The organism is Streptomyces sp. NPDC006624, from assembly GCF_040611555.1.
Taxonomy (GTDB): domain Bacteria; phylum Actinomycetota; class Actinomycetes; order Streptomycetales; family Streptomycetaceae; genus Streptomyces.
Map to the genome: position 1 here is coordinate 118,643 of NZ_JBEXOM010000014.1, position 26,495 is coordinate 145,137.

17 protein-coding genes are annotated in these 26,495 nt (G+C 74.4%); 10 read left to right on the forward strand and 7 right to left on the reverse strand.

The window, feature by feature from the left end:
* The first annotated feature begins 22 nt into the window (after positions 1 to 22).
* The gene (mltG, locus tag ABZY20_RS24755) at positions 23 to 871 is read left to right on the forward strand and encodes an endolytic transglycosylase MltG (RefSeq protein ID WP_356443747.1); all 849 of its coding nucleotides are present in this window, start codon (positions 23 to 25) and stop codon (positions 869 to 871) included.
* 15 nt (positions 872 to 886) lie between these two features.
* On the opposite strand, the gene ABZY20_RS24760 is transcribed toward mltG, so the two are convergent.
* Positions 887 to 1,963 carry an NAD(P)-binding domain-containing protein gene (locus ABZY20_RS24760; RefSeq protein WP_356443749.1) on the reverse strand — a complete coding sequence of 359 codons (1,077 nt, stop codon included), beginning with the start codon at positions 1,961 to 1,963 and terminating at the stop codon, positions 887 to 889.
* Between the two features lie 71 nt (positions 1,964 to 2,034).
* On the opposite strand from ABZY20_RS24760, the gene ABZY20_RS24765 reads away from it, so the two are divergent.
* The 9 genes from ABZY20_RS24765 to ABZY20_RS24805 all read left to right on the forward strand — a co-directional run bounded on the left by ABZY20_RS24765 (position 2,035) and on the right by ABZY20_RS24805 (position 17,351).
* The gene (locus ABZY20_RS24765) at positions 2,035 to 2,457 is read left to right on the forward strand and encodes a YjbQ family protein (RefSeq protein WP_356443750.1); all 423 of its coding nucleotides are present in this window, start codon (positions 2,035 to 2,037) and stop codon (positions 2,455 to 2,457) included.
* A 156-nt stretch (positions 2,458 to 2,613) separates the two neighbouring features.
* Positions 2,614 to 5,907: a SpoIIE family protein phosphatase gene (locus ABZY20_RS24770; RefSeq protein WP_356443752.1), complete on the forward strand. Its 3,294-nt coding sequence runs from the start codon at positions 2,614 to 2,616 to the stop codon at positions 5,905 to 5,907.
* 90 nt (positions 5,908 to 5,997) lie between these two features.
* A complete protein-coding gene (locus tag ABZY20_RS24775; RefSeq protein ID WP_356443754.1) occupies positions 5,998 to 7,548 on the forward strand; it encodes a sugar ABC transporter ATP-binding protein in 1,551 nt (516 codons plus the stop codon).
* Positions 7,545 to 8,618 (forward strand): ABC transporter permease, encoded by a 1,074-nt coding sequence (locus ABZY20_RS24780; RefSeq protein ID WP_356443756.1) that lies wholly within the window; start codon positions 7,545 to 7,547, stop codon positions 8,616 to 8,618. The genes ABZY20_RS24775 and ABZY20_RS24780 overlap by 4 nt, the downstream gene beginning before the upstream one ends.
* 44 nt (positions 8,619 to 8,662) lie before the next feature.
* Complete coding sequence (locus ABZY20_RS24785; protein ID WP_356443758.1) at positions 8,663 to 9,826, forward strand: substrate-binding domain-containing protein; 1,164 nt, start codon at positions 8,663 to 8,665, stop codon at positions 9,824 to 9,826.
* A 168-nt stretch (positions 9,827 to 9,994) separates the two neighbouring features.
* A complete protein-coding gene (locus ABZY20_RS24790) occupies positions 9,995 to 11,101 on the forward strand; it encodes an FAD-dependent oxidoreductase (protein WP_356443760.1) in 1,107 nt (368 codons plus the stop codon).
* A gap of 126 nt (positions 11,102 to 11,227) precedes the next feature.
* On the forward strand, positions 11,228 to 12,628 hold the full coding sequence (locus ABZY20_RS24795; protein ID WP_356443762.1) for a cytochrome P450: 1,401 nt from the start codon (positions 11,228 to 11,230) through the stop codon (positions 12,626 to 12,628).
* A 408-nt stretch (positions 12,629 to 13,036) separates the two neighbouring features.
* Positions 13,037 to 15,745: a family 78 glycoside hydrolase catalytic domain gene (locus tag ABZY20_RS24800; protein ID WP_356443764.1), complete on the forward strand. Its 2,709-nt coding sequence runs from the start codon at positions 13,037 to 13,039 to the stop codon at positions 15,743 to 15,745.
* Positions 15,746 to 15,866: 121 nt separating this feature from the next.
* On the forward strand, positions 15,867 to 17,351 hold the full coding sequence (locus ABZY20_RS24805) for an MFS transporter (RefSeq protein WP_356443766.1): 1,485 nt from the start codon (positions 15,867 to 15,869) through the stop codon (positions 17,349 to 17,351).
* A 170-nt stretch (positions 17,352 to 17,521) separates the two neighbouring features.
* Here ABZY20_RS24805 and ABZY20_RS24810 read toward each other — a convergent pair whose 3' ends face one another.
* From ABZY20_RS24810 to ABZY20_RS24835, 6 genes are all read right to left on the reverse strand, one after another.
* On the reverse strand, positions 17,522 to 20,431 hold the full coding sequence (locus ABZY20_RS24810) for an AAA family ATPase (RefSeq protein WP_356443768.1): 2,910 nt from the start codon (positions 20,429 to 20,431) through the stop codon (positions 17,522 to 17,524).
* A gap of 206 nt (positions 20,432 to 20,637) precedes the next feature.
* A complete protein-coding gene (locus ABZY20_RS24815) occupies positions 20,638 to 21,645 on the reverse strand; it encodes a (-)-alpha-amorphene synthase (RefSeq protein WP_356443770.1) in 1,008 nt (335 codons plus the stop codon).
* Positions 21,629 to 23,101: a cytochrome P450 gene (locus ABZY20_RS24820; RefSeq protein WP_356443772.1), complete on the reverse strand. Its 1,473-nt coding sequence runs from the start codon at positions 23,099 to 23,101 to the stop codon at positions 21,629 to 21,631. The genes ABZY20_RS24815 and ABZY20_RS24820 overlap by 17 nt, the downstream gene beginning before the upstream one ends.
* A gap of 241 nt (positions 23,102 to 23,342) precedes the next feature.
* Positions 23,343 to 23,810, reverse strand: a complete 468-nt coding sequence (locus tag ABZY20_RS24825) for an SRPBCC domain-containing protein (protein ID WP_356443773.1) — start codon at positions 23,808 to 23,810, stop codon at positions 23,343 to 23,345.
* 44 nt (positions 23,811 to 23,854) lie between these two features.
* Positions 23,855 to 24,301: a DUF779 domain-containing protein gene (locus ABZY20_RS24830; RefSeq protein ID WP_356443775.1), complete on the reverse strand. Its 447-nt coding sequence runs from the start codon at positions 24,299 to 24,301 to the stop codon at positions 23,855 to 23,857.
* 135 nt (positions 24,302 to 24,436) lie between these two features.
* Positions 24,437 to 26,479, reverse strand: coding sequence for a CocE/NonD family hydrolase (locus ABZY20_RS24835; protein ID WP_356443777.1), 2,043 nt, complete (start codon positions 26,477 to 26,479; stop codon positions 24,437 to 24,439).
* Positions 26,480 to 26,495 lie beyond the last annotated feature (16 nt).

Below are 26,495 nucleotides of genomic sequence, written 5' to 3' on the forward strand. Positions count from 1 at the left end.
ATATGCGGGTTACCGTGCCCGCATGCAGAAGAACACTCCGTCACGGAGCACGATTCGACTGACGCGACGGGGCCGCATCGCCCTCGTCGTGACCGGAGCCGTCGTGGTCGGTACCGCCGTGGCGGTGCCGCTGCTGACCCTGGCGCCCGAGAAGGAGAGCCGGCCCACCACCCTGGTGATCCCCGAGGGCTGGCGGGCGAGCCAGGTCTACGACGCCGTCGACAAGGCGCTCGCCCTGCCCCCCGGCAGCACGAAGAAGTCCCTCGCCAAGGCGACGCTGAAGCTGCCGAACGACGCCGAGGGCAATCCGGAGGGCTACCTCTTCCCGGCCACGTATCCGCTCCAGGAGAAGGCGACGCCCGAGAAGCTGCTGGCGCTGATGGTCGACACGGCCAACGAGAAGTTCAACGGCGCGCCCGTCGCGGCGGGGGCGCAGCGCAACGCCATGAACGTCTACCAGGCCGTCACCATCGCGAGCCTCGTCCAGGCGGAGGCCGCCACCAAGGCCGACATGGGCAAGGTCGCCCGGGTGATCTTCAACCGCCTGGAGCGCGGCATGCCGCTGCAGATGGACTCCACCATCAACTACGCCCTGAACCGCTCCACCGTCCGCACCACGGAGAGCGACACCCGCATCGAAAGCCCCTACAACTCGTACCAGCGCATGGGCCTGCCGCCGACCCCCATCGACAACCCCGGCGAGGAGGCGATGCGCGCGGCCATCAACCCGCCCGCGGGCGACTGGCTCTACTTCGTCACGGTCCGCCCGGGCGACACGCGCTTCACCGCGGACTACGCCCAACACCAGCGCAACGTGGCCGAGTTCAACGCGCAGCAGAAGAAGAACGCCGGCAAGCAGGCGACCGGGTGAGGGCGTCGGGCCGCGTCACGCGGCGAGCGGCTGACGCTCCAGCAGGCGCCTGATGTCCCGTACCGCCGCGCGGCCGGCGCGGTTGGCGCCGATCGTGCTGGCCGACGGACCGTAACCGACGAGGTGGACGCGTGGATCGGCCGCGGCGCGTGTGCCCTCCATGCGGATGCCGCCTCCCCGGCCGCGCAGCCGCAGCGGGGTGAGATGGCCGATCGCGGCGCGGAAGCCGGTGGCCCACAGGATGACGTCCGCCTCGACGCGTGTGCCGTCGTTCCACTCGATCCCGTCCGGGGTGATCCGGTCGAACATCGGCCGCCGGTCGAGCACGCCGTCCTCGATGCCCCGCCGGACCGCGTCGTTGAGCGGCAGCCCCGTCACGGAGACGACACTCCTGGGCGGCAGCCCCTGCCGCACCCGCTCCTCCACGAGCGCGACGGCGGCACGCCCCGCGTCCTCGTCGAAGGGCCCCTCCCGGAACACCGGCGGGCGCCGCGTCACCCAGGTCGTGGCCGCGGCGTACGGGGCGATCTCCAGCAGGTGCTGCGTGCCCGAGGCGCCGCCGCCCACCACGACGACCCGCTGCCCGGCGAACTCCCGCGGCCCCGGGTACTGCGCGGTGTGCAGCTGCCGCCCGCGGAAGGTCTCCTGGCCCGGGTAGCGCGGCCAGAACGGCCGGTCCCAGGTGCCGGTCGCGTTGATCAGGGCCCGCGCCGACCACACCCCGTCCGAGGTCTCCACCCGGAGCCGCCCGCCCGCGCCCTCGCGCACCGCACGCACCTCGACCGGCCGTCGCACCCGCAGGTCGAACGTGCGCTCGTACCGGTCGAAGTACGCGCCGATCACCTCGGACGACGGCCGCGCCGGGTCCGCGTCCGTCAGCTCCATCCCCGGCAGCGCGTGCATCCCGTGCACCTTGCCGTAGGTCAGCGACGGCCAGCGGAACTGCCACGCCCCGCCGGGCGCGGGGGAGTGGTCCAGCACGACGAAGTCGCGGTCGGGTTCGAAACCGGACCGCCGCAGGTGATAGGCGGCGGCCAGTCCGGCCTGGCCCGCACCGATCACGACCACCTGGACCTCGCGAGAGTCGTTCACGTTTCTACCAACCCTGCCGGAGGCGTGGATCTTCCCGGGTGCCCCTTGGTCCCGTGCGTCAGGATGGGGGCATGTCAGACGTCTTCACCACCCGAGTCCTGAACGTCGCCACCGGTTCCGCCGAGCGGGTCGTCGACATCACCGGCGACTGCGAGACCTTCCTGCGCGAGGCCGCGGCCGGCCGCGACGGCCTCCTCAACGTCTTCGTCCCGCACGCGACCGCCGGAATCGCGGTCCTGGAGACCGGCGCCGGCAGCGACGACGACCTGCTGGCCGCGCTGCACACGCTGCTTCCCGCCGACGACCGCTGGCAGCACCGGCACGGCAGCCCCGGACACGGCCGCGACCACGTCCTGCCGGCCATCGTCCCGCCGCACGCCACCCTCCCGGTCATCGGCGGGCGGCTGGAGCTCGGGACCTGGCAGTCGGTGTGCCTGGTGGACACCAACAAGGACAACCCCGACCGGAAGGTGCGGCTCAGTTTCCTGGGCTGAGCGCCGTCCGCCGGACCGGCCGCGCCGGTGTGCGGGCTCCGGGACGCCCGGGCGTGCCGTGACGCGTGCCCCTGATGGTCGTATCCTCATCAATGCGAGATTTGCGAGATTCTCCACCCGAGCAGCGGACACATCACCGGCGCAAGTGAGGCGAACGTGGTCCGGTCCGGCGAGCAACCCCGGTCGGCGGGTCGTGCGACACAGGGCACGGGGCCCGCCCGTCTTCGCGAGCGGTTCCTCCAGGGGGAGCCGGTCGAGGCGGGCGTACGGACGCCGATCCTGAACTCGTGGCAGCGCTGCCGGTCCCTCGGCCTCTCGCCGGAGCGGGCCGACCTGCCCTACACCGACGACTTCGACCCCGACGGCCGGGTCGTGCGCGCGGCCCTGCCGGTGCTCGACCGGCTGCAGGCCGCGTTCTCCGGCAGCCAGGTCAACATCTCGGTCGCCGACGCCGACGGCACGGTGTTGCTGCGGCGGTTCGGGGACCCGGCGATGACCGGGAGCCTCCCGCCGATCCAGGTCGTCCCCGGCTTCGTCTTCGCCGAGCAGGTCGCCGGCACCAACGGCATCGGACTGGCCCTGGCGGAGCGGCAGCTCATCCACGTCTACGGCGCCGAGCACTTCGCTGAGCGCTCCCAGCAGAACGCCTGCGTCGCGCTGCCCGTCCGTGACCCGCTGAACGGGCGGATCGAGGGCGTGCTGTGCTTCGGCTATCCCCGCGGCTTCGAGCATCCCTCGCTCGGCGTCGCCATCCGCCAGGCGGCCGAGACCATCGAACGGCGGCTGCTCGGGCAGAGCTCGGCACACGAGCGTGCGCTGCTGCGCGCGTACCTGAGCGCCGGAGCCGACGCCTCCGGGGCCTGCCCCGGTCTCGCGGCGGACGCCCTCGCGAACGCGTTCCACCCGCGTGAGCAGGCGATCCTGATGGAGAAGGCCGCCGAGCTGATCTCCTGCGGGCAGCGGGCCGCCGTCGACGTGACGCTGCCCGGCGGGCGGCAGGTGACCCTGGTGAGCCACCCGATGTCCGACACCTCCGGGGTGCGGGGCCTCGCCGTCGAGGCCGTCCTCCCGGACTCCCCGGCGGAACCGCCCCTCCTGCTTCCCCACCAGACGCCACCGCCTCCCGGCTCCACCACTCCTCCGCCCTTCCGTCCGGCCGTCACGTCGGCCGCCGACCTCCTCGGCGGGGCCGAGAGGGGACGGGGTGCGGCCTCGCGTGTCAGGGCAGCCGTCGAGGGCGCCGTCGGCACCGGCCGCGACGAGACCGCCCGGACCGGCGGTGCGGCGGCCGCGGCGGGGGCCCCGCATGCGGCGGACTCGGCCGGGGCCGACCGTGGCGCGGACGTGGCGGGTGCCGCACCGGATGTGACCGACGGTGGCCCGATGGCGCGCGATGGCCGCCGGGTGGCGGTCGAGGGCGGCCCGGCTGCCACGGTCGCCGCCGACGGTGCCCCTCCGACTCCCGACAGCGCCCCGCTGCCCCCCGGCGACACCCCACCCGCTGCCGACAGCACCCCACCCCCTGCTGAAAGCACCGCTCCCACCCCCGACAACTCCCGACCCACTGCCGGTAGCACCCCACCCACCCCCGGCGGCACTCCACCCACTGCCGAAAACTCCCCGCTCACCCCCAACAACACCCCACCCACCCCCAACAACACCCCTTTCGCCCCCTACGGCACCCCGCCGCTCGCCCCCGACGCCGGGCCGCTTCCGTCGCGAGGCCGTGCCGCCTCCCCGTTCCCGGCGCGTGGGCTGCTCATGGTCGGGGAGCCGCACGTCGGGGCCTACGCCATGGCCGCGCGGCGGCGTCTGGAGCTGCTGTCCGAGGCCAGTGCGCGGATCGGCACCACCCTGGACGTGCGCCGTACCGCCGAAGAGCTGGCCGAGACGGCGGTGCCGCGGCTCGCCGACTTCGTCACCGTCGACCTGCCCGACGCCGTCCTGCGCGGCGAGGAGTCCGCCGACCCCTTGGCCGACCTGCGCCGCACGGTCGTGCACGGCATCCGCGAGGGACTGCCCTTCACCGCGCCGGGCAAGCGCGTCGACTACGCCCCGACCGCACCGCAGCTGCGCTGCCTGACCGCGGGTGAGGCGGTGCTGGAGCCGGACCTGGACGCCGGGGCGGGCTGGCTGGCCCGGGACCCCGAGGGCGCCGCGCGCCTGCTGTCCCACGTCCGTTCCGTCATCGCCGTACCCCTGCTCGCCCGCGGAGTGGTCCTGGGCATCGCCAGCTTCTACCGGGCGGGGAGCGGCTTCGGGGACGACGACCGCTCGCTCGCCCGGGAACTCGCCACCCGCGCCGCCCTGTCCATCGACAACGCCCGCCGCTACACCCACGAACGCGCGATGGTCCTGGCGCTCCAGCGCCGGCTCCTGCCGCACGGCCTGCCCGACCAGGACGCCGTCGAGGTGGCCCACCGCTACCTGCCCGCCGAGTCGGACGTGGGCGGAGACTGGTACGACGTCATCCCGCTCTCCGGCGCCCGCGTCGGCCTCCTCGTCGGCGACGTCGTCGGCCACGGCATGCTCTCCGCGGCCACCATGGGCCGGCTGCGCACCGCCGCCCGCAGCTTCGCCGAACTCGACTTCCCGCCGGACGAGGTCCTCACCCACCTCGACAACCTCGTCGGGCGCCTGGACCGGGAGGACCCCGACGGCCAGGGAGTCGGCGTGATCGGGGCGACCTGCCTGTACGCCGTGTACGACCCGGCCGCGCAGCGGTGCCTGATGGCCCGGGCCGGCCATCCGCCGCCCGCGCTGGTCCGGCCCGACGGCACCGTGACCTACCCCGACCTGCCCGCCGGGCCCCCGCTGGGCCTCGGAGGGCTCCCCTTCGACGCCGTCGAGGTCGAGCTCCCCGAGGGCGGCCAGCTGGTCCTGTACACCGACGGGCTCATCGAGGACCGGCACCGCGACGTGGACGAGGTCCTGGCCGGGCTGACCACCGCCCTGGCGCATCCGGAACGCGCCCCCGAGGAGACCTGCCGGGTCATCCTGGACACCGTGGCGCCCGCGCACCCCTGCGACGACATCGCCCTGCTCGTGGCCCGCGCCCGCGCCCTCGACCCGGACCGGATCGCCACCTGGGACCTCCTCGCCGAGGACCCGGCGCTCGTCGGGGAGGTCCGGGCCTCCGCGCTGCGGCGCCTGGCCGACTGGGGCCTCGAGGAGACCGCGTTCGCCGCGGAGCTGATCCTCAGCGAGCTGATCACCAACGCCATGCGGCACGGCACCGGGCCCATCCGGGTGCGGCTGCTGTACGGCCGCACACTGATCTGCGAGGTGTCCGACGCCAGCAACACCGCCCCGCACCTGCGCCGGGCGGCCAGCACCGACGAGGGCGGACGCGGCCTGTTCCTCGTCGCCCAGCTCTCCCAGAGCTGGGGCACGCGCTACCTCCCCGAGGGCAAGGTCATCTGGGCCGAGTGCGGGCTCGAAGCGGCCTGACCCCACCGGTATCCCGTGCTGTGTCCCGACGCCCGGCACCCCGAGGACACAACAGGCTGAGAAATGTTCCGAATGTTGTAATTTGACTGCGTGTGCGACGCCTCTGACACCGCAGCGAAGGCGGCTTCGCCCTTCGGGCCGGAGCCCCTGCTCCGGATCCGCGGGCTCGGCAAGCGGTTCGGCGGGACCGTCGCACTCGCCGGGGCCGACCTCGACGTGCACGCCGGCAGCGTCCTCGCCCTCCTCGGGCCCAACGGAGCAGGGAAGTCCACGCTCATCAAGGTGCTCGCCGGCGTCCACCGCGCCGACACGGGGCAGATCACGCTGGCCGGCGAGCCGATCGGCAGCCACGCCGCCACCCGCGGCATGTCCTTCATCCACCAGGACCTCGGACTCGTGGACTGGATGACGGTCGCCGAGAACATCGCCCTGACCACCGGGTACGGGCGCCGGACCGGCCTGATCTCCTGGCGGCGCACCCGCGAGCGCTGCGTCGAGGCTCTGCGGACCGTCGCCGGGCACCTCGACCCCGACGCCGAGGTCTCCGCCCTGGCCCCAGCCGACCGCTCGCTGGTCGCCATCGCCCGGGCCCTGGCCGCCCGCGCGCGGCTCGTCGTCCTCGACGAACCGACCGCCCGGCTGCCCGCCGCGGACAGCGCCCGGCTCTTCCGCGTCCTGCACGGCCTGCGCGACCGCGGCCACGCCCTGCTCTACGTCAGCCACCGCCTGGACGAGGTGTACCAGGTCGCCGACGCCTTCGCCGTCCTGCGCGACGGCCGGCTCGTCAGCCACGGCCGGCTCGCGGACCACAGCCCCGCCCGGCTGGTGCGCGACATCGTCGGCGCGGAGAAGCAGGCGTTCGCCCCACGCCCAGCGCGCCCCCGGGCCGGGGCACCGGCGGTGCTGACCCTCGACGGCGTCCGCACCGCCCGTGCGGGCCCGGTCGGCCTGCGTCTCGGCGCAGGGGAGGTCCTCGGCCTGGTCGGCCTCTCGGGCGCCGGGCACACCGACCTGGGCCGCGCCCTCGCCGGGGCCCGGCCGCTGCTGGGCGGGCGGGCCACGCTGCTCGGGCGGCCGTACCGCCCCCGCACGGTCGCGGACGCCGTCGCCCGGGGCGTCGGCTTCGTGCCGGGCGACCGGCTGCGGGAGGGCTGCCTGCCCGACCTGACCGTCCGCGAGAACCTCCTGGCCAACCCCCGCGCGGGAGGTGCCCCGGCGCCGCACTGGATCGGCCCCCGCCGCGAACGCGTCCGGGCCGCCGCCCTCATCGACCGTTTCGCGGTACGCCCCCGCGACACCGAGGCCCCCGTCGCCACCCTGTCCGGAGGCAACCAGCAGAAGGTCATGCTCGGCCGCTGGCTGCGCACCGATCTGCGGCTGCTCGTCCTCGAGGAGCCGACCGCGGGCGTCGACGTCGGGGCCAAGGCCGCGATCCACCGCCTGCTGGAGGAGGCGGTCCAGGCGGGGCTGGCGGTCCTGCTGCTGTCCACCGACTTCGAGGAGGTCGCCGACGTCTGCCGGCGCACCCTGGTCTTCGTCCGCGGGGCCGTGACGGCCGAGTTGAGCGGCCCGGACCTCACCGTCGCCGGGCTCACCCGGGAGGCCTCGGCCCTGCCCCCGACCGCGGCCGGGCACCCGTGACGCCGCCGCCCCGGCCCCGGCGCCCGCACCGTCCCGGCGGCCACCACATCGGCGCCTACGGTCTGCTCGCCCTCACCGCCCTGCTCTACCTCGTCTTCTCCCTGGCCCTGCCCGACACCTTCCCGACGCTGGACACCCTCGACGCGATCCTGTCCACCCAGTCGATCCCGGCCGTCCTCGCGCTCGCCGCCATGGTCCCCATCGTCACCGGCGCGTTCGACCTGTCCATCGGCTACGGCCTGGGCCTGGCCCATGTGATGGTGATGCAGCTCGTCGTCCACGCGGGCTGGCCCTGGCCGCTCGCCTGCCTCACCGTGATCGCGGGCATGCTGGCCGTGGGCGTCCTCAACGGCGTCATCGTCGAGTTCGGCCGCATCGACTCCTTCATCGCCACCCTCGGCACCGGCAGCATGATGTACGCCATGACCGGCTGGATCACCGACGGCGGGCGCATCGTCCCCGGTCCGCAGGGCCTCCCGGCCGCCTTCACCGACCTCTACGACTCCTCGTTCCTCGGCCTGCCGGTCCCCGCCTTCTACGTGCTCGCCCTCGCGGCCGTCCTCTGGCTGATGCTGGAGCGGCTCCCGCTCGGCCGGTACCTGTACGTCGTCGGCTCCAACCCGCGCGCGGCCGACCTGGTCGGCATCCCGGTCCGCCGGTACACCGTCTACGCCTTCGCCGCCTCGGGCCTGATCGTGGGCCTCGCCGGGGTGCTGCTGGCGGCGCAGCAGCAGATCGGCAACCCGAGCGTCGGCCTCGACTACCTGCTGCCCGCCTTCGTCGGCGCCCTCCTCGGCTCCACGGCGATCAAGCCGGGCCGGCCCAACGCCCTCGGCACGGTCGTCGCCGTCGCCGTCCTGGCGGTCGGACTCACCGGGATCGCCCAGCTGGGCGCCGAGTTCTGGACGGTGCCGCTGTTCCACGGCGGCACGCTGCTCATCGCCGTGGGCCTCGCCGGATACGCCGCCCGCCGCCGGCTGCGCGGGGGTGCCGCCGCCGGCGACACCCCCGCCGCACCGCCCCCGCCACCGTCTCCCGCGGCACCGGAGAGCGGCACGGCACCACCCTGACCCCGCACACGTCCCGCCGCGTCGATCCCCTCACTGGAGCCCTCGTGCACCGCATCCGCAAGGCAGCCGCCGCAGCCCGCACCGCGCGGCTCGCCTCCTGTGCCCTGCTGGCGACGGCCGCCGCTCTCACCGGCTGCGCACGCGGTTCCCAGGACGGCGCCGAGGAGACCGCGACCGGCCGGAGCGGCTGCCCCGCCGTCCAGGCCAGGGCCCGGGACGCCGTCAGGGAGGCGGAGCGGACCGACATCCCCTGGGGCGGGCCGGCCGACGGGCCCGAGGCGCGCCCCGGCAAGTCCCTCGTCTACGTCGCCCAGACGATGACCAACCCCGGTGTCGCGGGCACCGCCAAGGGTGTGCGGGAAGCCGCCCGGGCCATCGGCTGGAAGGTGCGCGTGATCGACGGCGGAGGCACCCCGGCCGGTATCCAGGCGGCCATGAGCGAAGCGGTGGCCCTGCGCCCCTCGGGCATCGTCATCGGCGGGTTCGATCCCGACTCGACGGCCCAGCAGACGGCGCGCGCCGAGGCGCAGAACATCCCGCTCGTCGGCTGGCACGCGGTGGCCTCGCCCGGTCCCAGCCGGCAGCCCGGCCTCTTCACCAACGTCACCACCCGGGTCGAGGACGTGGCCCGCATCAGCGCGCAGTGGATCATCGCCCACTCGGACGGCCGCGCCGGCGTGGTGCTCATCACCGACGCCTCGATCCCCTTCGCCCGCAACAAGTCCGACCTGATCCGCGAGGAACTGGCGAGCTGCCGGGGCGTGCGGCTGCTCTCGGTGCGGAACATCCCGATCCCGGACGCCGCCACCCGCACCCCGCGGGAGATCTCCTCGCTGCTCTCCCGGTTCCGGGAGCGGTGGACGCACTCCGTGGCCATCAACGACCTGTACTTCGCCGACGCCGCCCCGGCCTTCCGCGCCGCCGGCGAGAAGGGCTCGGGGCCGCCCTACAACATCGGCGCCGGCGACGGCGACCCCTCCGCCTTCCGCCGTATCGAGAGCGAGCAGTACCAGGCCGCCACCGTGCCCGAGCCGCTGTCCCTGCAGGGCTGGCAGATCGTGGACGAGTTCAACCGCGCCTTCTCCGGCCGCCCCGCCAGCGGGTACGTCGCCCCCGTCCACATCGCCACGGCCGCCAACAGCGACGGCGCCTCGGCCTGGGACCCCTCGGGCTACCGGGAGGCGTACCGGGAGATCTGGGGGAGATGACGGTCCGTCAGGCGACCATCCCTTCACGGAACATGCACGGAACCTCAGAACCCCTTCAACTTTCAAGCGCTACTGTCGCGGTCAGTCGAGTGGCCGCCGGGGGCCGATCCGAGCGGGGCCCGTCCGCGGCGGCGCTCGATGCCCCCACCCCGGCACAGGAGACTCGGCGTGTACGACGGCGACGTAGTGGTGATCGGCGGCGGCTACGCCGGTGTCCGGCTGGCGAGGCGGCTGGACGGCACGGCCCGGGTCACGCTGGTGGACCGCAAGGAGGTCTTCTTCCACCGCGTCGCCTCCCTGCGCGCGGGGGTCCGCCCCGAGTGGACCCACACCCCCTTCATCCCGTACGACCGGCTGCTCGCCCACGGCCGGGTGGTGGCGGGCAAGGCCGTCCGCGTCGACACCGCCCGGCGGCAGGTCGTCCTGGCCACCGGCGAGCGGCTGCCGTACGACGTGGCCGTGATCGCCACCGGCGCCGACTACCCCGAGCCGGCCCGCTTCACCGGCACCACCACCGAGGAGGCCGCCAAGTCCTTCGCGGAGCACCAGCGCGACGTCGCCGCCGCCGACCACGTCCTCGTCGTCGGGGGAGGCCCCGGCGGTGTCGAACTCGTCGCCGAGATCCGCCTCGCCCGCCCCGGCGCCCGGGTCACCCTCGCCCACTCCGGGCCCGCCCTGCTCGACTCCACGGGCAGCGACCGGCCGGGACGCAAGGCCCTGGCCTGGCTCGAGTCCCACGACGTCCAGGTGCGGCTGGAGTCGTTCATGTCGCCCGGCACCGACTTCGGCACCTACCGCGACGCCCGCGGCACGGTCATCGAGGCGGACCTGTCCTTCTGGGCGACCGGCACCACCCCCAACACCCTCTGGCTCCGCCTGGCCGGGCACGGCGACTGGCTCGACGCGACCGGGCACGTGAAGGTCGACCGGACGCTCAGGGTCGACGGCCGGACGGACGTCTTCGCGGTGGGGGACGTCAACGACGTCTCCGAACTCAAGGTCACCCCCGCCGCCCTCGCCCAGGCGGACCTCGCCGCCCACAACATCCGCGCCTTCCTGCGGAGTTCCGGCAGGCACCGCAAGGAGCCGCGCCTCTACCGGCCGACCCGGCGCACCCCGCTCATCGTGCCGTTCGGACCCGCCGACGGACTGACCGTGCTGCCCGTGCCGGGCGGCGACTCCGCGATCCTCGGCAGCCGCACCACCACCCTGGCCAAGGCGAGGACGCTCCTGACGCCGTACATGCGCCGTCAACTCGGTTACACCGCCGCCTGATACCCGGTCCGCCCACCCCACCCCCCGGCCCCACCAGCGAGTTCGCCCTGGGGTAGGGTCCCCACCGTTTCCGGCCACCGCCTGACGGTGCGCCGGTGCAGGGGCGTGTCGGAGGGTGGCAAGACGATGGAATCCCAGTGGGACGACGGCGGATCCGTTGACCTGGACGACGCGCGGCTGGAGACGCTGAGTCCCGAACCGCTGCTGACCCGGGACTACGAGAGGCGCCCCACGCTCGTGTACGAGCGGCTGCGCCGGCGGCACGGCCCCGTCGCGCCGGTGGACCTGCTGGGCGTGCCCGCCTGGCTCGTCCTCGGGTACCGCGAGGCGCTCCAGGTGCTGCAGGACGACGCCGGCTGGCCCAAAGGGCTGGAGAACTGGCGGGCCCGCTCCGAGGGCGAGGTGCCGGCCGACTGGCCGCTCGGACCGTCCCTGGAGGTCAACCACATCCTCATCCAGGGCGGCCCCGGCTACCCGGCCCTGCGCGCCGCCTGGGACACGGCCCTCAAGCCCTTCCAGGACCCCCGCCACCCCCAGGCCAAGCGCCTGAAGTCCGCCGTCACCGCCTACGCCGACGAGCTGATCAGCCTGGTCGGGCAGGGCGGCAGGACCGGCGTGGCCGACCTGTCCGCGCAGTTCTCCCGGCCGCTGCCGCTGATGGTGGCCAGCCACCTGCTCGGCTTCCCCGGCTCGCAGGGCGACGACGCCCTGATGGACATGTGGCGCGTACTGGACGCCGGCCCGGACGCCGAGGCCGCGCTGGAGCGCCTGCTGGCGACCCTGGCGGACCTGGCCGCCCAGAAGCTGCGCGAGCCCGGCGACGACTTCCCCTCCCACCTGCTGGCCGCCCACCCGGACCTGTCGCTGGACCAGCTGGCCCGCGAGCTGTTCATGCTGCTCGGCATGACCTCCGACCACGTCGGCATCCTCATCTCCAACACCGTCGTGGAGGTCGTCTCCGGCGAGGGCGGCGTACGCGCCAGCCTGTCCGCCGGGATGGTCAGGGAGACCATGAACCGCGTGGTCATGCGCAAGCCGCCCCTGGTCAACTTCGTGCCCCGCTTCGCCGCCCGGGACACCCCGCTCGGCCGCTACACGATCCGGGCCGGCGACCCCGTCTGGGTCTCCTCCGCCGCGGCCCACGCCGACCCCCTCTTCGCGGACCACGCCGACTCCGCGACCACCATCAGCACCCGGGCCCACCTGGCCTGGGGAGCGGGCCCGCGCCAGTGCCCGGCCCGGGAGCTCGCCTCGACGGTCGCGGCCGTCGGCGCCGGGCGCCTGTTCGAGCGGTTCGAGCACCTCGACCTCGCCCTGCCCGCCGACCAACTGCCCTGGCGCTCCTCGCCGTTCATGCGCGGCCTGCGCTCCCTGCCCGTGCGCTACGAGCTGGCCGCCGCGCCCGTGCCGCCCGCTGCGGACGAGCCCGCCCCGGAGGTGGCCGAGCAGGTCCTGCCCGACTCGTCCGCCCGGCAGCGCTCCTCGCTGTGGCGCTACCTGACGGGCCTGATCCGCGGCGGCCGCTGAGCCGGGCGGCGCGCAGACGCCCGGCCCGCCGGTGTTCCTCCCGGGTCCTGGGTCCCTGGCCGCGGGGGACGTGATCCTGCCGGGGACGGGCCGAAGGGGGCTGGCCGGGCGCGACCCGGCTCTGCGATGCTCGAAGCAGATCCGGGGGCAGGGCGCGAGAGCCCGCGAGGGCCGGGCAGGTACACCTCGATGACCTGCCCGGCCGTCCCCGCGTCCGGGACCGGCGCGGGGCCCCGAGGGTCACCGCGGCCCCCGCCGCCTGTCCCGCGTGCTCGACCGTGCTCGACGGGAAGAACGCGGATCGCGAGCGGATGATCACCGCCCGCCCGGGGAATCCCCGTTCGGGCTGCGCTCGCTCACGGCCTGGTTGAAACGATTCATGCCAGTGTCGCGATGAGGAGCGTCCGTATGCAGGCCAAGGTCACCGCCCCCGTGTTCGAACACCACCGGGAGCCGCTCGGCATCGGCGAGTCCCGCCCCCGTCTGAGCTGGCGCACCGAGACCGACACGCCCGGCTGGCGGCAGGCGGCGTACCAGATCGAGCTGGTCGACGACACGGGCGCGGTGCTCGGCGGCACCGACGGCCGCGTCGAGTCGGACGCCTCGGTGCTGGTGCCCTGGCCCGGTCCGGAGCTGGCCTCGCGCACCCGGGTCGGCGCACGGGTCCGCGTCTGGGACACCGGGAACCGGGCCTCCCCTTGGTCGCCGGTCGCGTACGCCGAGACGGGACTGCTGGACCCGGCGGACTGGACGGCCCGCCCGATCGCCCCCCGCCCTGACCCCGGCACCGGCCCGGCGCGCCCCCGCCCGGTCGTCCTGCTGCGGCGCTCCTTCCGCCTGCACGGGCCGATCGCCTCGGCACGCCTCCACATCACCGCCCTCGGCGTCTTCCAGCCCGAGCTCAACGGACGCCCGGTCGGCGCCGACGTCCTCGCCCCGGGCTGGTCCTCCTACCACCACCGCCTGCGCTACTCCACCCACGACGTGACCGAGCACCTGCGCCAGGGCGAGAACGTACTCGGCGCGCTCCTGGGGGAGGGCTGGTACAGCGGCCGGCTCGGCTTCCACGGCGGCCGCCGCGACATCTACGGCGACCGGCCCGCCCTGCTGGCGCAACTGGAGGTCCGGTACGCCGACGGCACCACCCGGACCGTCGCCACCGACACCCGCTGGCAGGCCGCGACAGGACCGGCGCTGCGGTCCGAGCTGTACGACGGCGAGGAGTACGACGCCCGCCTGGAGCGCCCCGGCTGGTCCGCGCCGGGCGACCCCGGCCCCGGCTGGACGCCGGTCGTCGAACTCGGCATGCCCCGGGGCGCGCTGGTCGCTCCCACCGGCCCGCCCGTACGCCGGACCAGGACGCTGGCGCCCGTGCGGATCCTCACCACCCCGGCCGGGCACACCGTGCTGGACTTCGGGCAGAACCTGGTCGGCCGGCTGCGGATCAGGGTGCGCGGCGAGGCCGGGCGGACGATCACCCTGCGCCACGCCGAGGTCCTCGAACACGGGGAACTCGCCCTGCGCCCGCTCCGGCAGGCCGCGGCCACCGACCGCTACACGCTCAGCGGCGCCCCCGGGGGCGAGACGTACGAGCCCTTGTTCACCTTCCACGGCTTCCGGTACGCGCAGGTCGACGGCTGGCCGGGCGAGCCGGCCCCCGGTGACGTCGAGGCGGTCGTCCTGCACACCGCAATGGAGCGCACCGGCTGGTTCACCTGCTCCGAACCGCTGGTGAACCGGCTGCACGCGAACGTCGTGTGGGGCATGCGCGGCAACTTCCTCGACGTGCCGACCGACTGCCCGCAGCGCGACGAGCGCCTCGGCTGGACCGGCGACATCGCGGTGTTCGCCCCCACGGCCGCCTTCCTCTTCGACTGCTCGGGCATGCTCGGCTCCTGGCTGCGCGACCTCGCCGCCGAGCAGCTCACCCGCCCGGACGGGGCGATCCCCCCGCTGGTCGTGCCGGACGCCCTGCCCGAGGGCTTCCCCGCGGCGCCGAACGCCGTCTGGGCCGACAGCGCGGTCCTCGTGCCCTGGGCGCTGTACCGGGCCTTCGGCGACGAGGGGCTGCTGCGCACCCAGTGGGAGTCGATGTCCGGCTGGGCGGACGAGCTGGAACGGTACGTGGCACGGGACGGCGGGCTGTGGCGGGGCGAGTTCCAGCTGGGCGACTGGCTCGACCCGGCCGCTCCGCCGGACCGGCCGGGTGACGCCCGGACCGACGGCGACCTCGTCGCCAACGCCTACGCGGCGCGCACCGCAGAGATCATGGCCGAGGTGGCGGCCCTGCTGGGCGAGCCGGGGCACGCCGAGCGGTACACGCGGCTCGCCGGGCGGGTCCGGGCCGCCTTCGCCGACGAGTTCGTCACGCCGGGCGGCCTGCTGGCCTCCGACGCGCAGACCGCGTACGCGCTGGCCCTGCGCTTCGCCCTGCTGCCCACGGGGCGGCAGCGCGAGCGGGCCGGGCGGCGCCTGGTGGAGATCGTCCGCCGGGCCGGTTTCCGCATCGCGACCGGGTTCGCCGGCACCCCGCTGATCTGCGACGCGCTCACCGAGGCCGGGGCGCCTCAGATGGCCTACCGCATGCTGCTGGAGACCGGCTGCCCGTCCTGGCTGTACCCGGTGACCATGGGCGCCACGACCGTCTGGGAGCGCTGGGACGCGATGCTGCCCGACGGCACCGTCAACCCGGGCGAGATGACCTCCTTCAACCACTACGCGCTCGGCGCCGTCGCCGACTGGCTGCACCGGGCCGTCGCGGGCCTGGGGGAGGCCGCGCCCGGCTGGAAGCGGCTGCGGATCGCACCGGTGCCGGGCGGCACGCTCACCCACGCGCACGCCGCGCGCCTGACGCCCTACGGGCGGGCCGAGGCCGGCTGGGAGCGGCACGGCGGCACCCTCACGGTCACGGCCGTCGTGCCGCCCAACACCACCGCCGAGGTGCAACTGCCGGACACCACAACGCTGTTCGAGGTCGGATCGGGCCACCACACCTTCACCGTGCACGGCTTCACGACCCCCGCATGGCCGCCGCAGCCCCTGCGCCACCCGTTCTCCTCGCCGGAGGAGAACGCCCCGGCACCCGAGGACGGAGGTGACGGCGGGGACCGGCGGTGATCGAGTGGTGAGGCCGGTGGGCCGGGCGTACCGTCGAACGGTGGACACCGCAGGCAGCAGCCCGCAGCCGGCCTCACCACAGACGACCACCACCGGGAAGCCCGGTGGTGGCGGAAACGCGATGGCACTGTTCGTCATCGCCTCGTGCCAGCTGATGGTGGTCCTCGACATCACCATCGTGAACATCGCGCTGCCGCACATCCAGAGCGCGCTGGACTTCTCCACGACCAGCCTGTCCTGGGTGGTGAACGCCTACACCCTCACCTTCGGCGGTCTGCTGCTGCTCGGCGGCCGGGCCGGCGACATCCTCGGCCGGCGGCGCGTCTTCGTCTTCGGCGTCCTGCTGTTCGTACTCGCCTCGCTGCTCGGCGGGTTCGCGCAGAACGGCGGCCAACTCCTCGGTGCCCGCGCCCTGCAGGGCGTCGGCGGCGCCATCGCCTCCCCGACCGCTCTCGCCCTGATCAGCACCACCTTCCGCGAGGGCCCCGAACGCAACCGCGCCTTCGGGGTGTTCGCCGCGGTCTCGGCCGGCGGCGGCGCGATCGGCCTGCTCGCGGGCGGGATGCTCGTGGAGTGGCTCAACTGGCGCTGGGTGCTGTTCGTCAACGTGCCCATCGGCCTGCTCATCGTCCTCGCCACCCCCCGCTGGATCAAGGAGTCCGAACGCCACCCCGGCCGCTTCGACGTCGCCGGCGCCCTCACCTCCACCGCGGGCATGGTGCTGCTCGTCTACGGCTTCATCCGGGCCGCCCAGGACGGCTGGCGCGACGCGCTCACCGTCGCCTCGTTCGCCGGGGCGGTCGTCGTCCTGGCCGCCTTCATCCTGGTCGAGCGGCGCTCCAGACAGCCCATCACGCCCCTGCACATGTTCGCCGACCGCAACCGCGCGGGCACCTACGGCATCATGCTGTGCCTCGCCGCCGCGATCTTCGGCATGTTCTTCTTCCTCACGCTGTTCGTGCAGAACGTGCTGGAGTTCAGCCCGCTCCAGGCCGGGCTCGCCTTCCTGCCCGTCAGCGCGGTCATCGCCCTCGGCGCGGGACTGGCCTCGCGGTTCCTGCCCGTGTACGGGCCGAAGCCGTTCATGGTGGTGGGGGCGATCCTGGCGGCGGCCGGACTGGCCTGGCTCACCCTGACCGACGTCGACTCCACCTACGCCGGCAGCGTCCTCGGCCCGATGCTCGTCTTCAGCCTCGGCATGGGCATGGAGTTCGTGTCGCTGACCCTGATGGCGCTGTCCAACGTGGCCGGTCCGGAGACCGGCGCGGCCTCCGGCCTCCTCAACGCCACCCAGCAGGTCGGCGGCTCCCTCGGCCTGTCCATCCTGGTCACGATGTTCGGCACGGCCAGCACCAACGAGACGCAGAAGCAGGTCCCGGACTTCCTCCGGCAGGCCACCCCCGCCGAACGACTCCGCTTCGAACAGACCGGGCAGCTGCCCAAGCCCTGGTCCGACGAGATCCTCACCGCCGGCGTCTCCGCCGCCTTCGTCATGGCGGCGATCTTCACCGCCGTCGCCGCGGTGATCGCCCTGGTGGTCATCCAGGTCCGCCCCTCCGACCTGGAACGCCTCCAGGGCGGCAGCTCACCGCCCGGCGCGGTCTGAGACCACCGCCCGCCGGTACGGCCGAGGGACGGGACCGGCCGCCTGTGCCGGCCGGGCCCCGCCGCCCACGTCGGCTCCCGGACGGCCCGCGGCAGACCGCGCTGCCGCAGGCCGGGCCGCCTGGGGGACCGGGTGTCGCAGGCGTCGTCCCGGGACCCGCGGCCACGCCGTCACGGACGGGGCCGGGGAAACGTCCTCAGCGCCTCGGCCAGACCCGGCGCGTCCGTGCCGATCTTGCGGTACACGGAGGAGAGCAGCTGCCGCACGCCCTGTTCGGTCAGACGCAGTTCCCTGGCGACCGTCGCCGCCGGTTCGCCCCGCGCCGTCCCCTCGGCGGCCTTGCGCTCCTGCGCGGTCAGCGTGTCCGTCTGGGCGTAGCGCAGGGGCAGCGGGCGCAGGCCCGCGGCCGACAGCTCCCGCCTGGCCCGGGCGGCCAGCCCTTCGGCACCGCAGTGCACCGCGCCCTCCAGCCCCTGGTAGAGCCGGTCGGCGGCGTCGTGCAGCCGGCCGTCGCGGGCCAGCGCCGAGCCGTGGCCGACCAGCGCGCGGGCCAGTTCGTACGCGGCCGGTGAGCGCTGGAGGTGGTCGACGGCCTGCGCGTGCAGCTCCAGCGCCGCCTCCCCGCCCGTCACCTCCGCCTGGGTGTGCAGGGCCTGCCCGATGGCGGAGGCCGCGCCGAAGTCCCGGGCCCGTTTCACGGCGTCCCGCGCGTGGTGCACCGCCTGGTCGGGAGCGCTGCGGGCGAGCGCCCGGGCCAGCCCCAGCTGCCAGGGGCACCAGGCGGGGTTGCGCCACTCCCGGCCCTCCAGCCACTCGCCGACGTCCGACAGCAGCGAAGCGGCCTCCTCGGCCCGGCCCTCCGCCAGGAGCAGCTCGGCGAAGACGGTGCGCGGATCGGGGTAGATCACGGCGTTCGGGATGACGTCCCCGTAGTGGTAGCGGTCCGCGAGCCGGCGGGCCGCCACCACGCGGCCACGGGCCAGGAGCGTCTGGATCAGGATGCCGACGGCGAACCACTGGGCGGGCACCGCGCCCTCCACCCGGTCGGCGATGCCCAGCCCTTCCCGCACCAGGTTCTCCGCCTCGGCCAGGCAGCCCCGGCGGTAGCGGATGTACGCGGAGAGCGTCTGGCCGAGGGCCAGGTGGGAGCCGCGCCAGCCCTTGGACGCGCACTCGGCCATGCCCCGCGCGAACAGCTCCTCGGCCCTGCGCGGCCGGTCGCAGTACATGAAGACCAGGGCCACCGAGACGGGCACCTCGAAGCCGCGGTTCTCGTGGGTCCAGCTCAGCCCGCCGCGCAGCGCCTCCTCGGCGTAGGCCAGGGCCGTGTCGCGGGGTTCGCCGCACATCATGGCGTCCCAGGCCCGCAGGCCCAGGATGTACCGCTCCTCCAGACCACGCCCGGTGATCCGGTCGGCCAGCCGGGCCAGCGACCGCGAGCGGGCGGCCGAGTCCCGCTCGTCGGTGCGGAACGCGCTCCAGACGAAGTGGTCGGCCTGCATCCGCAGCCGGATCCGGGGGTGGGCGGCCCGCTGCGCCTCGTCGGCGGCCACCGTCGCCGCCTCCGCCATCCGGTCCGTGTGGGCCAGCGCCTGGGTCAGCCGGTACACCATCGAGGCGCGCAGCTCGGGCTCGATGTCCGGTTCGGTCAGCGCCTCCCGCAGATGCGTGACGGTCGCCGTGGGCTTGATGAGGAAGGTGGCGCAGGCGAGTTCGTGCAGCAGCGCGGCACGCTGCTCGGGCAGCGGCGGTTCCTGCAGGGCCCGGTTCAGCATGCGCCGGGCCGCCTCCGGGGCGCCGGAGCGCAGGTACGCGCGGGCGGCCTCGCGCAGGCAGGCGACCGCCTCGGTGTTGCCCTCGCAGGGCACGTCCAGCAGGTGACGGGCCGCGGCGGCGGGGCCGAGCCCGGCCGCCCGGACGGCCTCGGCGGCCGAGTTGTGCAGGCCCTCGCGCAGGCTGGGCCGGATGGACCGGTAGATCGTGGTGGCGATCAGCGGGTGCACGAACTCCAGGGTGTCCCCGGGCCCGTCCCCGTCGGCCAGGATCCGCGCGGCACGCAGCCGGTCCGCCGCCTCGGCCGCCGCGGTGCTGCCGATCGCCGCGACGCGGGCGGCCAGTTCCGGCGAGATGGACTGGCCGAGGACGGCCGCCGCGTAGGCGAAGCGGACCGTCGAGGTGCCGTACCCCTGCAGACGCTCGATCAGCCCGGGTCCCTGCACCGCGGCGGCCAGGTCGCGCATCGCGGGCAGGTCCTCGCTGGTGCCCCGCAGACTGCGCTCACCGAGCCTGATGGCCAGCTCGACCGCGGCGAACGGGGTGCCGCCGGTGACCTCGTAGCACTCCTCGCAGAACTCCTCCTCGGCGTCCTCGCCCACCTCGTCCCGGATGATCCGGGCCACGGCGGCGGCACTGAGCGGCGCCAGCGTGAAGGGGCGGTTGCCCAGATCGGCGGCGGGGGAGCTGAACGCCGCTCCCTCCAGAGGCAGTTCGTCGGGACGGTAGGCGACCACCATCAGCAGGGACAGGTCCACGGCCCGGGGGGCGAACGCGGCGAGCCAGCTCAGCGACTCGGCGTCGGCCCAGTGCAGGTCGTCCAGGAGGAGCACCAAGGGCGCCTGCTGGACCGCGAGACGGGTCATCACCCAGTCGAGGCCGTCCCGGACCCCGGTCGGATCGGGCATGTGGCCGCCCGGCGCCGCGACCAGGCCGAGCGCCGCCGCGACGATGTCGTGCCAGCTGCCCAGGAACGCACGCAGCCGCGTCTCGTCCATCGCCGCCAGCGCCGGCTGGACGAGCTGGCGCACCACGTGGAACGCCAGCTCCTGCTCCTTCTCACCGCCCCTGCCCGACAGCACGGTGAACCCGTGCGCCTGGGCGCGGGCCCGGGCCTCGGTCAGCAGGGCCGTCTTGCCCATCCCGGCCGGGCCGGTGAAGGCGAGCAGCCCGCCGCGCGGCGCCTGGGGCACCCCGTCGACGCGGTCGCGCAGATCCGTCAGTGCCTCGTCGAGGGCGCGCAGCTCCTTCCGGCGCTCGAGCAACGGCCGTGATCCGGGCGGGGGTTGCCGCAGCTCATACGCCATGTGCCGTACCGCTTCCTGTCGTCGGCCATCGGGAGGCAGCGCAGAGCGTACGCCTCCCGACCGGCCCCGTTCCGCATATCGGGACGAGCACGACGAGGAAGGGTGAAAGGCCCGCTACTCCGGAGTGGAGAGCGGACGGCCCGGGTAACGTGGCCCGAATGGCCGCCTTGCGTCAGGGCGTCCGACCGGCCCGGCGGCAGCAGCCCTCACCGCACCGTCTCGGCGGCTGCCGCGTCCGCGTAGCGCGGCACGGTGCGGGACCAGTAGTAACAGCCGCGGATCCAGCCGGCCATGCCTTCCACATAGCCGACACCCGAAGGGCTCAACTCGGGTTTGATCTCGTCGTACAGCCTCTCGAACTCCCGGATGGTGCGGTTGATCTGGCGGATCGCCAGACGGACGGCTTCCGGCAGGGGGCACCCGTGGGCCCGCTGGTAGGCGAGGGCCAGGTTGATCATCTCGCCGTCGCGCTGCTCCTTGACCGTGGAGTACAGGTCGGGGATCCACACCGCCGCGTCCGCCGACAGCCGGCTCAGGTGCCGCATGAGCGGGTGGTGCAGTTCCCCGGAGGTCAGCTCGCACGGCTGGGCGGCCTCGCACAGCGGGTGGAAGGGCTCGACGCCCGCGGTGAGGGACCGTATCGAGGTGCAGAGCCCGGAGCGCGGTGGCGAGGGGTGGGCCTGGGCCACGGCCTCGTAAAGCAGGCCGTGCACGTACTCGCGGCTCTTCCACGCCCAGCGCGCCGCCTGGGCGGGCGTGCACCGCTCGCGGACCTGCCGGTGGAGGTCGGCCAGGGCCGTCCCCAGGGGTGTGCTCGGGGCGGCGCCGTCCCGCAGGATCGCGATGCTCTCGGTCAGCATGGGCAGCAGCCGGCCCGGCCGGTGACGGCCGACCTCCTCCGCCCGGTCGTCGAAGACGAACTGGTAGGCGATCTGCCGGGCGACGAGCCGGAGGATCCCGGCGTCGGCGTCCGGGCTGTTGAAGGAGGCGAGTTCGGCGGGGCGGGTGTGGTGGATCATCGCCGGGACCCCGGGCTCGCGGTCCAGGCCGGTGACGCGCAGCCAGTGGTCGACGCCTTCCGCGGCCTCGGCCTCATGGGGACTGCGCCGGAACGGGAAGGGCATGTAGAGCTCGGCGTCGATCAGGTCCGCCAAGGTGGTGGCCGCAGTGCCGCCCTGCGTGCCGCCGGTGATCTCCTCATGCGTGGTGCACACCGTCGTCACCGTCCCTCCGGGGGTGCTCCGGGCCGGGTGCCGCGACCGGGGCCGCCGGCGCGAGGGCGGCGGCGCGCGGCGGCTCGCCGCCGGGCGCGTCCGTCCGTGGTGCGCAGATCATCGTCAGGGCCCTCGGCCCCAGGGTCGCCCCCGGGCGCGGGGGAGCGACCGGCCCGGGGAGGTGGCGCAGCCGCCAGCGGCCGGCGACGGTCGCGAGGGCCACGGTCATCTCGGCCATGGAGAACAGGTCGCCGATGCACTTGCGGCTGCCCGCGGCGAACGGGATCAGCGCTCCGTGCGGACCGGCCTCGGCCCCGTCCCGCAGCCACCGCTCGGGCAGGAACCGGCCGGGCTCGGGGAACGAGGCCGCGTCGTGGTGCAGCAGATAAGGGCTGTACAGGACGGTCGTGCCGCGTGGCAGACGGTGTCCGGCGAGCGTGGTGTCCCGGGTGGTGACCCGGGTGAACAGCCAGCCGGGCGGGGAGTGGCGCAGCGTCTCGACGAGGACGGCCCGGGTGTAGGCCAGCCGCGGGAGGTCGTCGGTCCCGGGCGGCCGGCCGGCCAGGACGGCGTCGACCTCGGCGTGCAGCCGCCGCTCCGCCTCCGGGTGCCGGGCCAGCAGACCGAAGGCGGAGGCCAGGCACATGGAAGGGCTCTCGGAACCGGTCAGCAGCAGCGACACCAGCTGGTCGTGGACCTCCCGGCCGGAGACCGCGGCCCTGCCGCCCTCCTCCTCGGCAGCCAGCAGCAGTCCGAGCAGGTCGTCGCGGGGAGCGCCCCGGCGGCGCTCGGCGACGGCGGCGTCGATGAGCTCCCGCACCCGCTCCACCGCGCGCCGGTAGCGGCGGTTGGCCGGGGTGGGGAGCCGGAACAGGGCGTCGACCGGCACCACCGTGCGGACGAACAGGCCGCGCACGATGGCGGCCAGGCAGTGCCGCACCTCCTCGGCGGCGGCGGGGGCGAGCGAGTCGGACAGCAGCACCCGGCTGATCAGCCGCGTCGTCAGGCCCAGCATGGCCGCGCTGACGTCGACCCGCTGTCCGGGGCGCCAGTCACGGCACAGTGCCGCCGCCTCCTCGGCCATGCGGTCCGTGTGCGCGGCGACGTGGGACGGGCGGAAGGTGGGCTGCAGCAGTCGGCGCTGCCTGCGGTGCTCGGCGTGCGGGCAGGTGACGACGCCGTCGCCCATCACCGCCCGGAGCCGCTCGTACTGCGGTCCTCCTTTGTCGAACGTACGGGTGTCCCGGAGCATGTGGTGGACCAGCCCGGGGTGGCAGACCATCCACGCGCGCCGGGGGCCCAGGCGTATCTCGACCAGATCACCCCGCGCGGGAAGGGAATTCAGAAAAGCCAGCGGCCGGCGGAACAAGGCGATACCGTGGCTGAGGGATGGGAATATGCCGGGTGCAGTACCGATCGTCCATGCCCGTTCCGGTTCGGGAACGCAGTCGTTCATCGAAAACCACCTGACTCAGTCGACCAAGGAATAGCGTGCCGTTTCACCGTCACGGCACTCGCACCTTGTCCTGCCCAGTCCACACTGACCGCCGACGTGATGAACCCTTTCTTCAAGGGGGCGCACGGATGCACGGAGAAGCGCTTGACGCATCACCTGCGCAGCGCCTCACACGGTCAAACGGTTTTCTTCCGTCACTCGGATTTCTCTTTTGCCGCCGGGCCTTTTCCGTTCACGTCCTTCACCGCGGTGAGGACTCCACGAAACGGGCCAGATTCCGCAGGGCCATGCGCGTGCCCGTCTCGTTGTCGGCGGGGGCCACGGCGTCCGGGACGCCCTCGTGCGTCATGACGACGTCCGTCCCACCGCCCTCGGCGTCCGTGAGCGTCGTCGTCAGGGTCATCGCGCCGCCCAGGGCGGGGTCGGCGGTCTCGAACTCCAGCACCTCCACGACCTGCTCGTCCGGCACGAGCCGGGCGAAGCGGCCGTGGTAGGTGTCGGTGTGCGCCGCCGACTTCCCGGCAGGGTCCGGCGCCTCGTAGGTGAGCGAGACGCGGAACGCGCCGCCCTCGCGGGCGTCGAACTCGTGCACCTCGCCGCTCATCCCCTCGGGCACCCGCCAGTGCGCGATCGCCTCGGCACTCACCAGCGCCCGGTAGACCGCCGGCCGCGGGGCGTCGACATGGCCGGAGGTCCGCGTCGTGTACATGGGACCACCCTAGGCGCGGGTGCCCCGCGCGGGAGCGGGTCCGGCTAGCCGCGCTCGGGCGCGTCCGCCCCCGTCGGCAGCGGCGGTTCCGACCCGATGCGCTCCAGCTCCTCCTCGGTGAGCAGGCGGGAGCGGAGCAGGAAGCGGACGCCCTCCGGGGCCTCCAGGGAGAAGCCGCTGCCGCGCCCGGGCACCACGTCCACGGTGAGGTGGGTGTGCGACCAGTACGCGTACTGGTCCGCGCTCATCCAGAACGGCACGTCCCCGGCCACCCGCCCCAGCAGGACGTCCGAGGCGCCCGTGCGGAACTCGCCGCGCGGGTAGCACATCGGGGCGCTGCCGTCGCAGCAGCCGCCGGACTGGTGGAACATCACCGGCCCGTGCGTCCCGGTCAGCCGCCGCAGCAACTCCTCGGCGGCGGGCGTCACTTCGACGCGGGCCGTGCGCGTGGCCGCGGGCGGCCCGGGCTCGGGGGCGGGACGGTCGGCCATGTGATCCCCTCCGGACTGCGGCTCGCTCCGACGGTGCCGGCCCCCCACCGTAGGCCGCGGACGGGGGCGGTGGGAACGCGCCGGCCGAGGAAGGCCCCCGCGCACCCGGCCGCCCCCGGGGGACGGGCCCGACGGCTACAGCAGGTCCCGCGGCACCTTCTCGTTCCACGTCCGGGAGAACACCCGGCGGTCGTCCTCGTACGCGTCGAGGGTCGCGTCGACGAAGAAGTCCGTCTCGTCGCAGCTCAGCCGGGTGTGCGTCACCACCTTCACGTCCCAGTCGTCCCGCTGGAACCGCATCGTCCAGGTGGACTCGCCGGCGGCCGAGGTGAAGTCGTCGGCGACGGCCGTGTAGCGCTCGTGGGCGCGGCGGCCTGCCTCGATGCCGGTGTCCTCGAAGCGGACCGTGCCCCGGTCCTTGACGATGTCCAGCTCCGCCCGGTAGCCGACCAGGTCACGCTTGACCTCCCAGCGTTCCTCGGGCGGCGTCAGCTGGGTCGTGGCGAGCGGGGGAGTGCCCTCGGGTTCGCCGAACGGGGACGACGTCACCTCGTCGGGTTCGGCCACCGGCCGCACCGGCAGCGTCAGGGCGCTGGAGTGCTCGTGGACGCTGAGCAGTGCCGGCCTCGGCGGCGGCCAGGCCAGCGGCCAGTAGGACGTGGACAGCGAGAGCCGGACGCGGTGGCCCGGCGGGAACGCCTGCGCCACACCGTTCAGCGGGATGGTGGCCCGGTAGCGCCGGCCCGGCTCCAGCGGCTCGGGGGACTCGGTGCTGTCCCGGCGGGTCAGGTTCAGGACGCCGTAGGACACCCGCGTCGCGGAGCCGTCGGGGCTCACGTCGGACAGCCGCGCGGCCACCAGGGCGACCGGCTCGCTGACCGACAGGTCGAGTTCCACGCTCGGCGAGCCCAGGATCTCCAGCTGCTCCGTCAGCGGCTCGCTGTCGAACACCAGGGAGCCGCCGTCCTCCTCCCGCTGGTCGTACGGGAGGTCCGGGGGCGCGTTGTAGGAGGCCCACTTGCCGGCGAACTGGCCGACGGACAGCGGCGAACGCACGGTCATCGCCGCACCCCCGTCGGCGGTCTCCGGCCCGGCCGGGTCCCGCGGCGGCCCGATCGTGTGCCGGGTGAGGGGGTGCGTCATCGGCCGGATGTGCGGCGAGGGCCAGTCCGGCTCGCCGACCCAGCGGCCCGGCCGCTCCTCGTACGAGGTGGAGGGCGGCACGCTGTCCTGCATCCAGGCCAGCAGCATGGGACCGTCCATCACGCCGTTGTCGACGCCCTTGAGCCAGTGGTCCCACCAGCGCACCAGCTCCTGGAGGTAGCCGATCGCCGGACCCGGTTCCCCGAGGTGGGGGAACTTGTGCGACCAGGGCCCGATGAGCCCCTTGCGGGGCACGTCCAGGTTGCCCAGCAGCCGGGTCACGGCGTTGGAGTAGCCGTCCGCCCAGCCGCTGGAGGCCAGCACCGGGCAGGCCACGCGGGAGTAGTCCTCGCACACGGAGGCGTGCCGCCAGTAGTCGTCGCGCCGCTGGTGGCGCAGCCACTCCAGCACCCAGGGCTCGGTGTTCTCCAGCCGCTCCCGCCACATCCCGCGCCAGCGGTCCCCGACCACGGCCGGGTCGGGCGGGCAGGTGCCGTAGGCGAACATCGTGCCGGCCTCGGCCAGGTTGTCCGACAGCAGGGCGCCGCCCATGTAGTGCATGTCGTCGGCGTGCCGGTCGTCGGTGAAGGAGGCGATGGCGATGGCCTTCAGGCCCGGCGGCCGCCGGGCCGCCACCTGCAGCGCCGCGAACGCGCCCCAGGAGATGCCCATCATGCCCGTGCCGCCGTCGCACCAGGGCTGCTCCGCCAGCCAGGCCAGCACCTCCTCCGCGTCGGCCTGCTCCCGCTCCAGGTACTCGTCGCGCAGCACCCCCTCGGAGTCGCCGGTGCCGCGCAGGTCGACGCGGACGCAGGCGTAGCCGTGCCCGGCGAGGTACGGGTGGTGGATCGAGTCCCGTACGGCCGTCAGGTCCCGCTTGCGGTACGGGATGTACTCCAGCACCGCCGGCACCGGCTCCTGGTCGGAGGAGGTGGGGCGCCAGACGCGCGCGGAGAGCCGGACCCCGTCCGACATCGGGATCGTGACGTGCTCCTCCTCCTTCGTCGCGTACGGCAGGTTGGTCACGTAACGCATGGAACCCACGTGCTCC

Bases quoted from the DNA above. Each gene is read 5' to 3' on its own strand.
- ABZY20_RS24835 (WP_356443777.1), bottom strand. From the start codon at position 26,479: ATGCGTTACGTGACCAACCTGCCGTACGCGACGAAGGAGGAGGAGCAC.
- ABZY20_RS24765 (WP_356443750.1), top strand. From the start codon at position 2,035: ATGTCAGACGTCTTCACCACCCGAGTCCTGAACGTCGCCACCGGTTCC.
- ABZY20_RS24800 (WP_356443764.1), top strand. From the start codon at position 13,037: ATGCAGGCCAAGGTCACCGCCCCCGTGTTCGAACACCACCGGGAGCCG.
- ABZY20_RS24825 (WP_356443773.1), bottom strand. From the start codon at position 23,810: ATGTACACGACGCGGACCTCCGGCCATGTCGACGCCCCGCGGCCGGCG.
- ABZY20_RS24795 (WP_356443762.1), top strand. From the start codon at position 11,228: ATGGAATCCCAGTGGGACGACGGCGGATCCGTTGACCTGGACGACGCG.
- ABZY20_RS24805 (WP_356443766.1), top strand. From the start codon at position 15,867: ATGGCACTGTTCGTCATCGCCTCGTGCCAGCTGATGGTGGTCCTCGAC.
- ABZY20_RS24820 (WP_356443772.1), bottom strand. From the start codon at position 23,101: ATGAACGACTGCGTTCCCGAACCGGAACGGGCATGGACGATCGGTACT.
- mltG (WP_356443747.1), top strand. From the start codon at position 23: ATGCAGAAGAACACTCCGTCACGGAGCACGATTCGACTGACGCGACGG.
- ABZY20_RS24810 (WP_356443768.1), bottom strand. From the start codon at position 20,431: ATGGCGTATGAGCTGCGGCAACCCCCGCCCGGATCACGGCCGTTGCTC.
- ABZY20_RS24830 (WP_356443775.1), bottom strand. From the start codon at position 24,301: ATGGCCGACCGTCCCGCCCCCGAGCCCGGGCCGCCCGCGGCCACGCGC.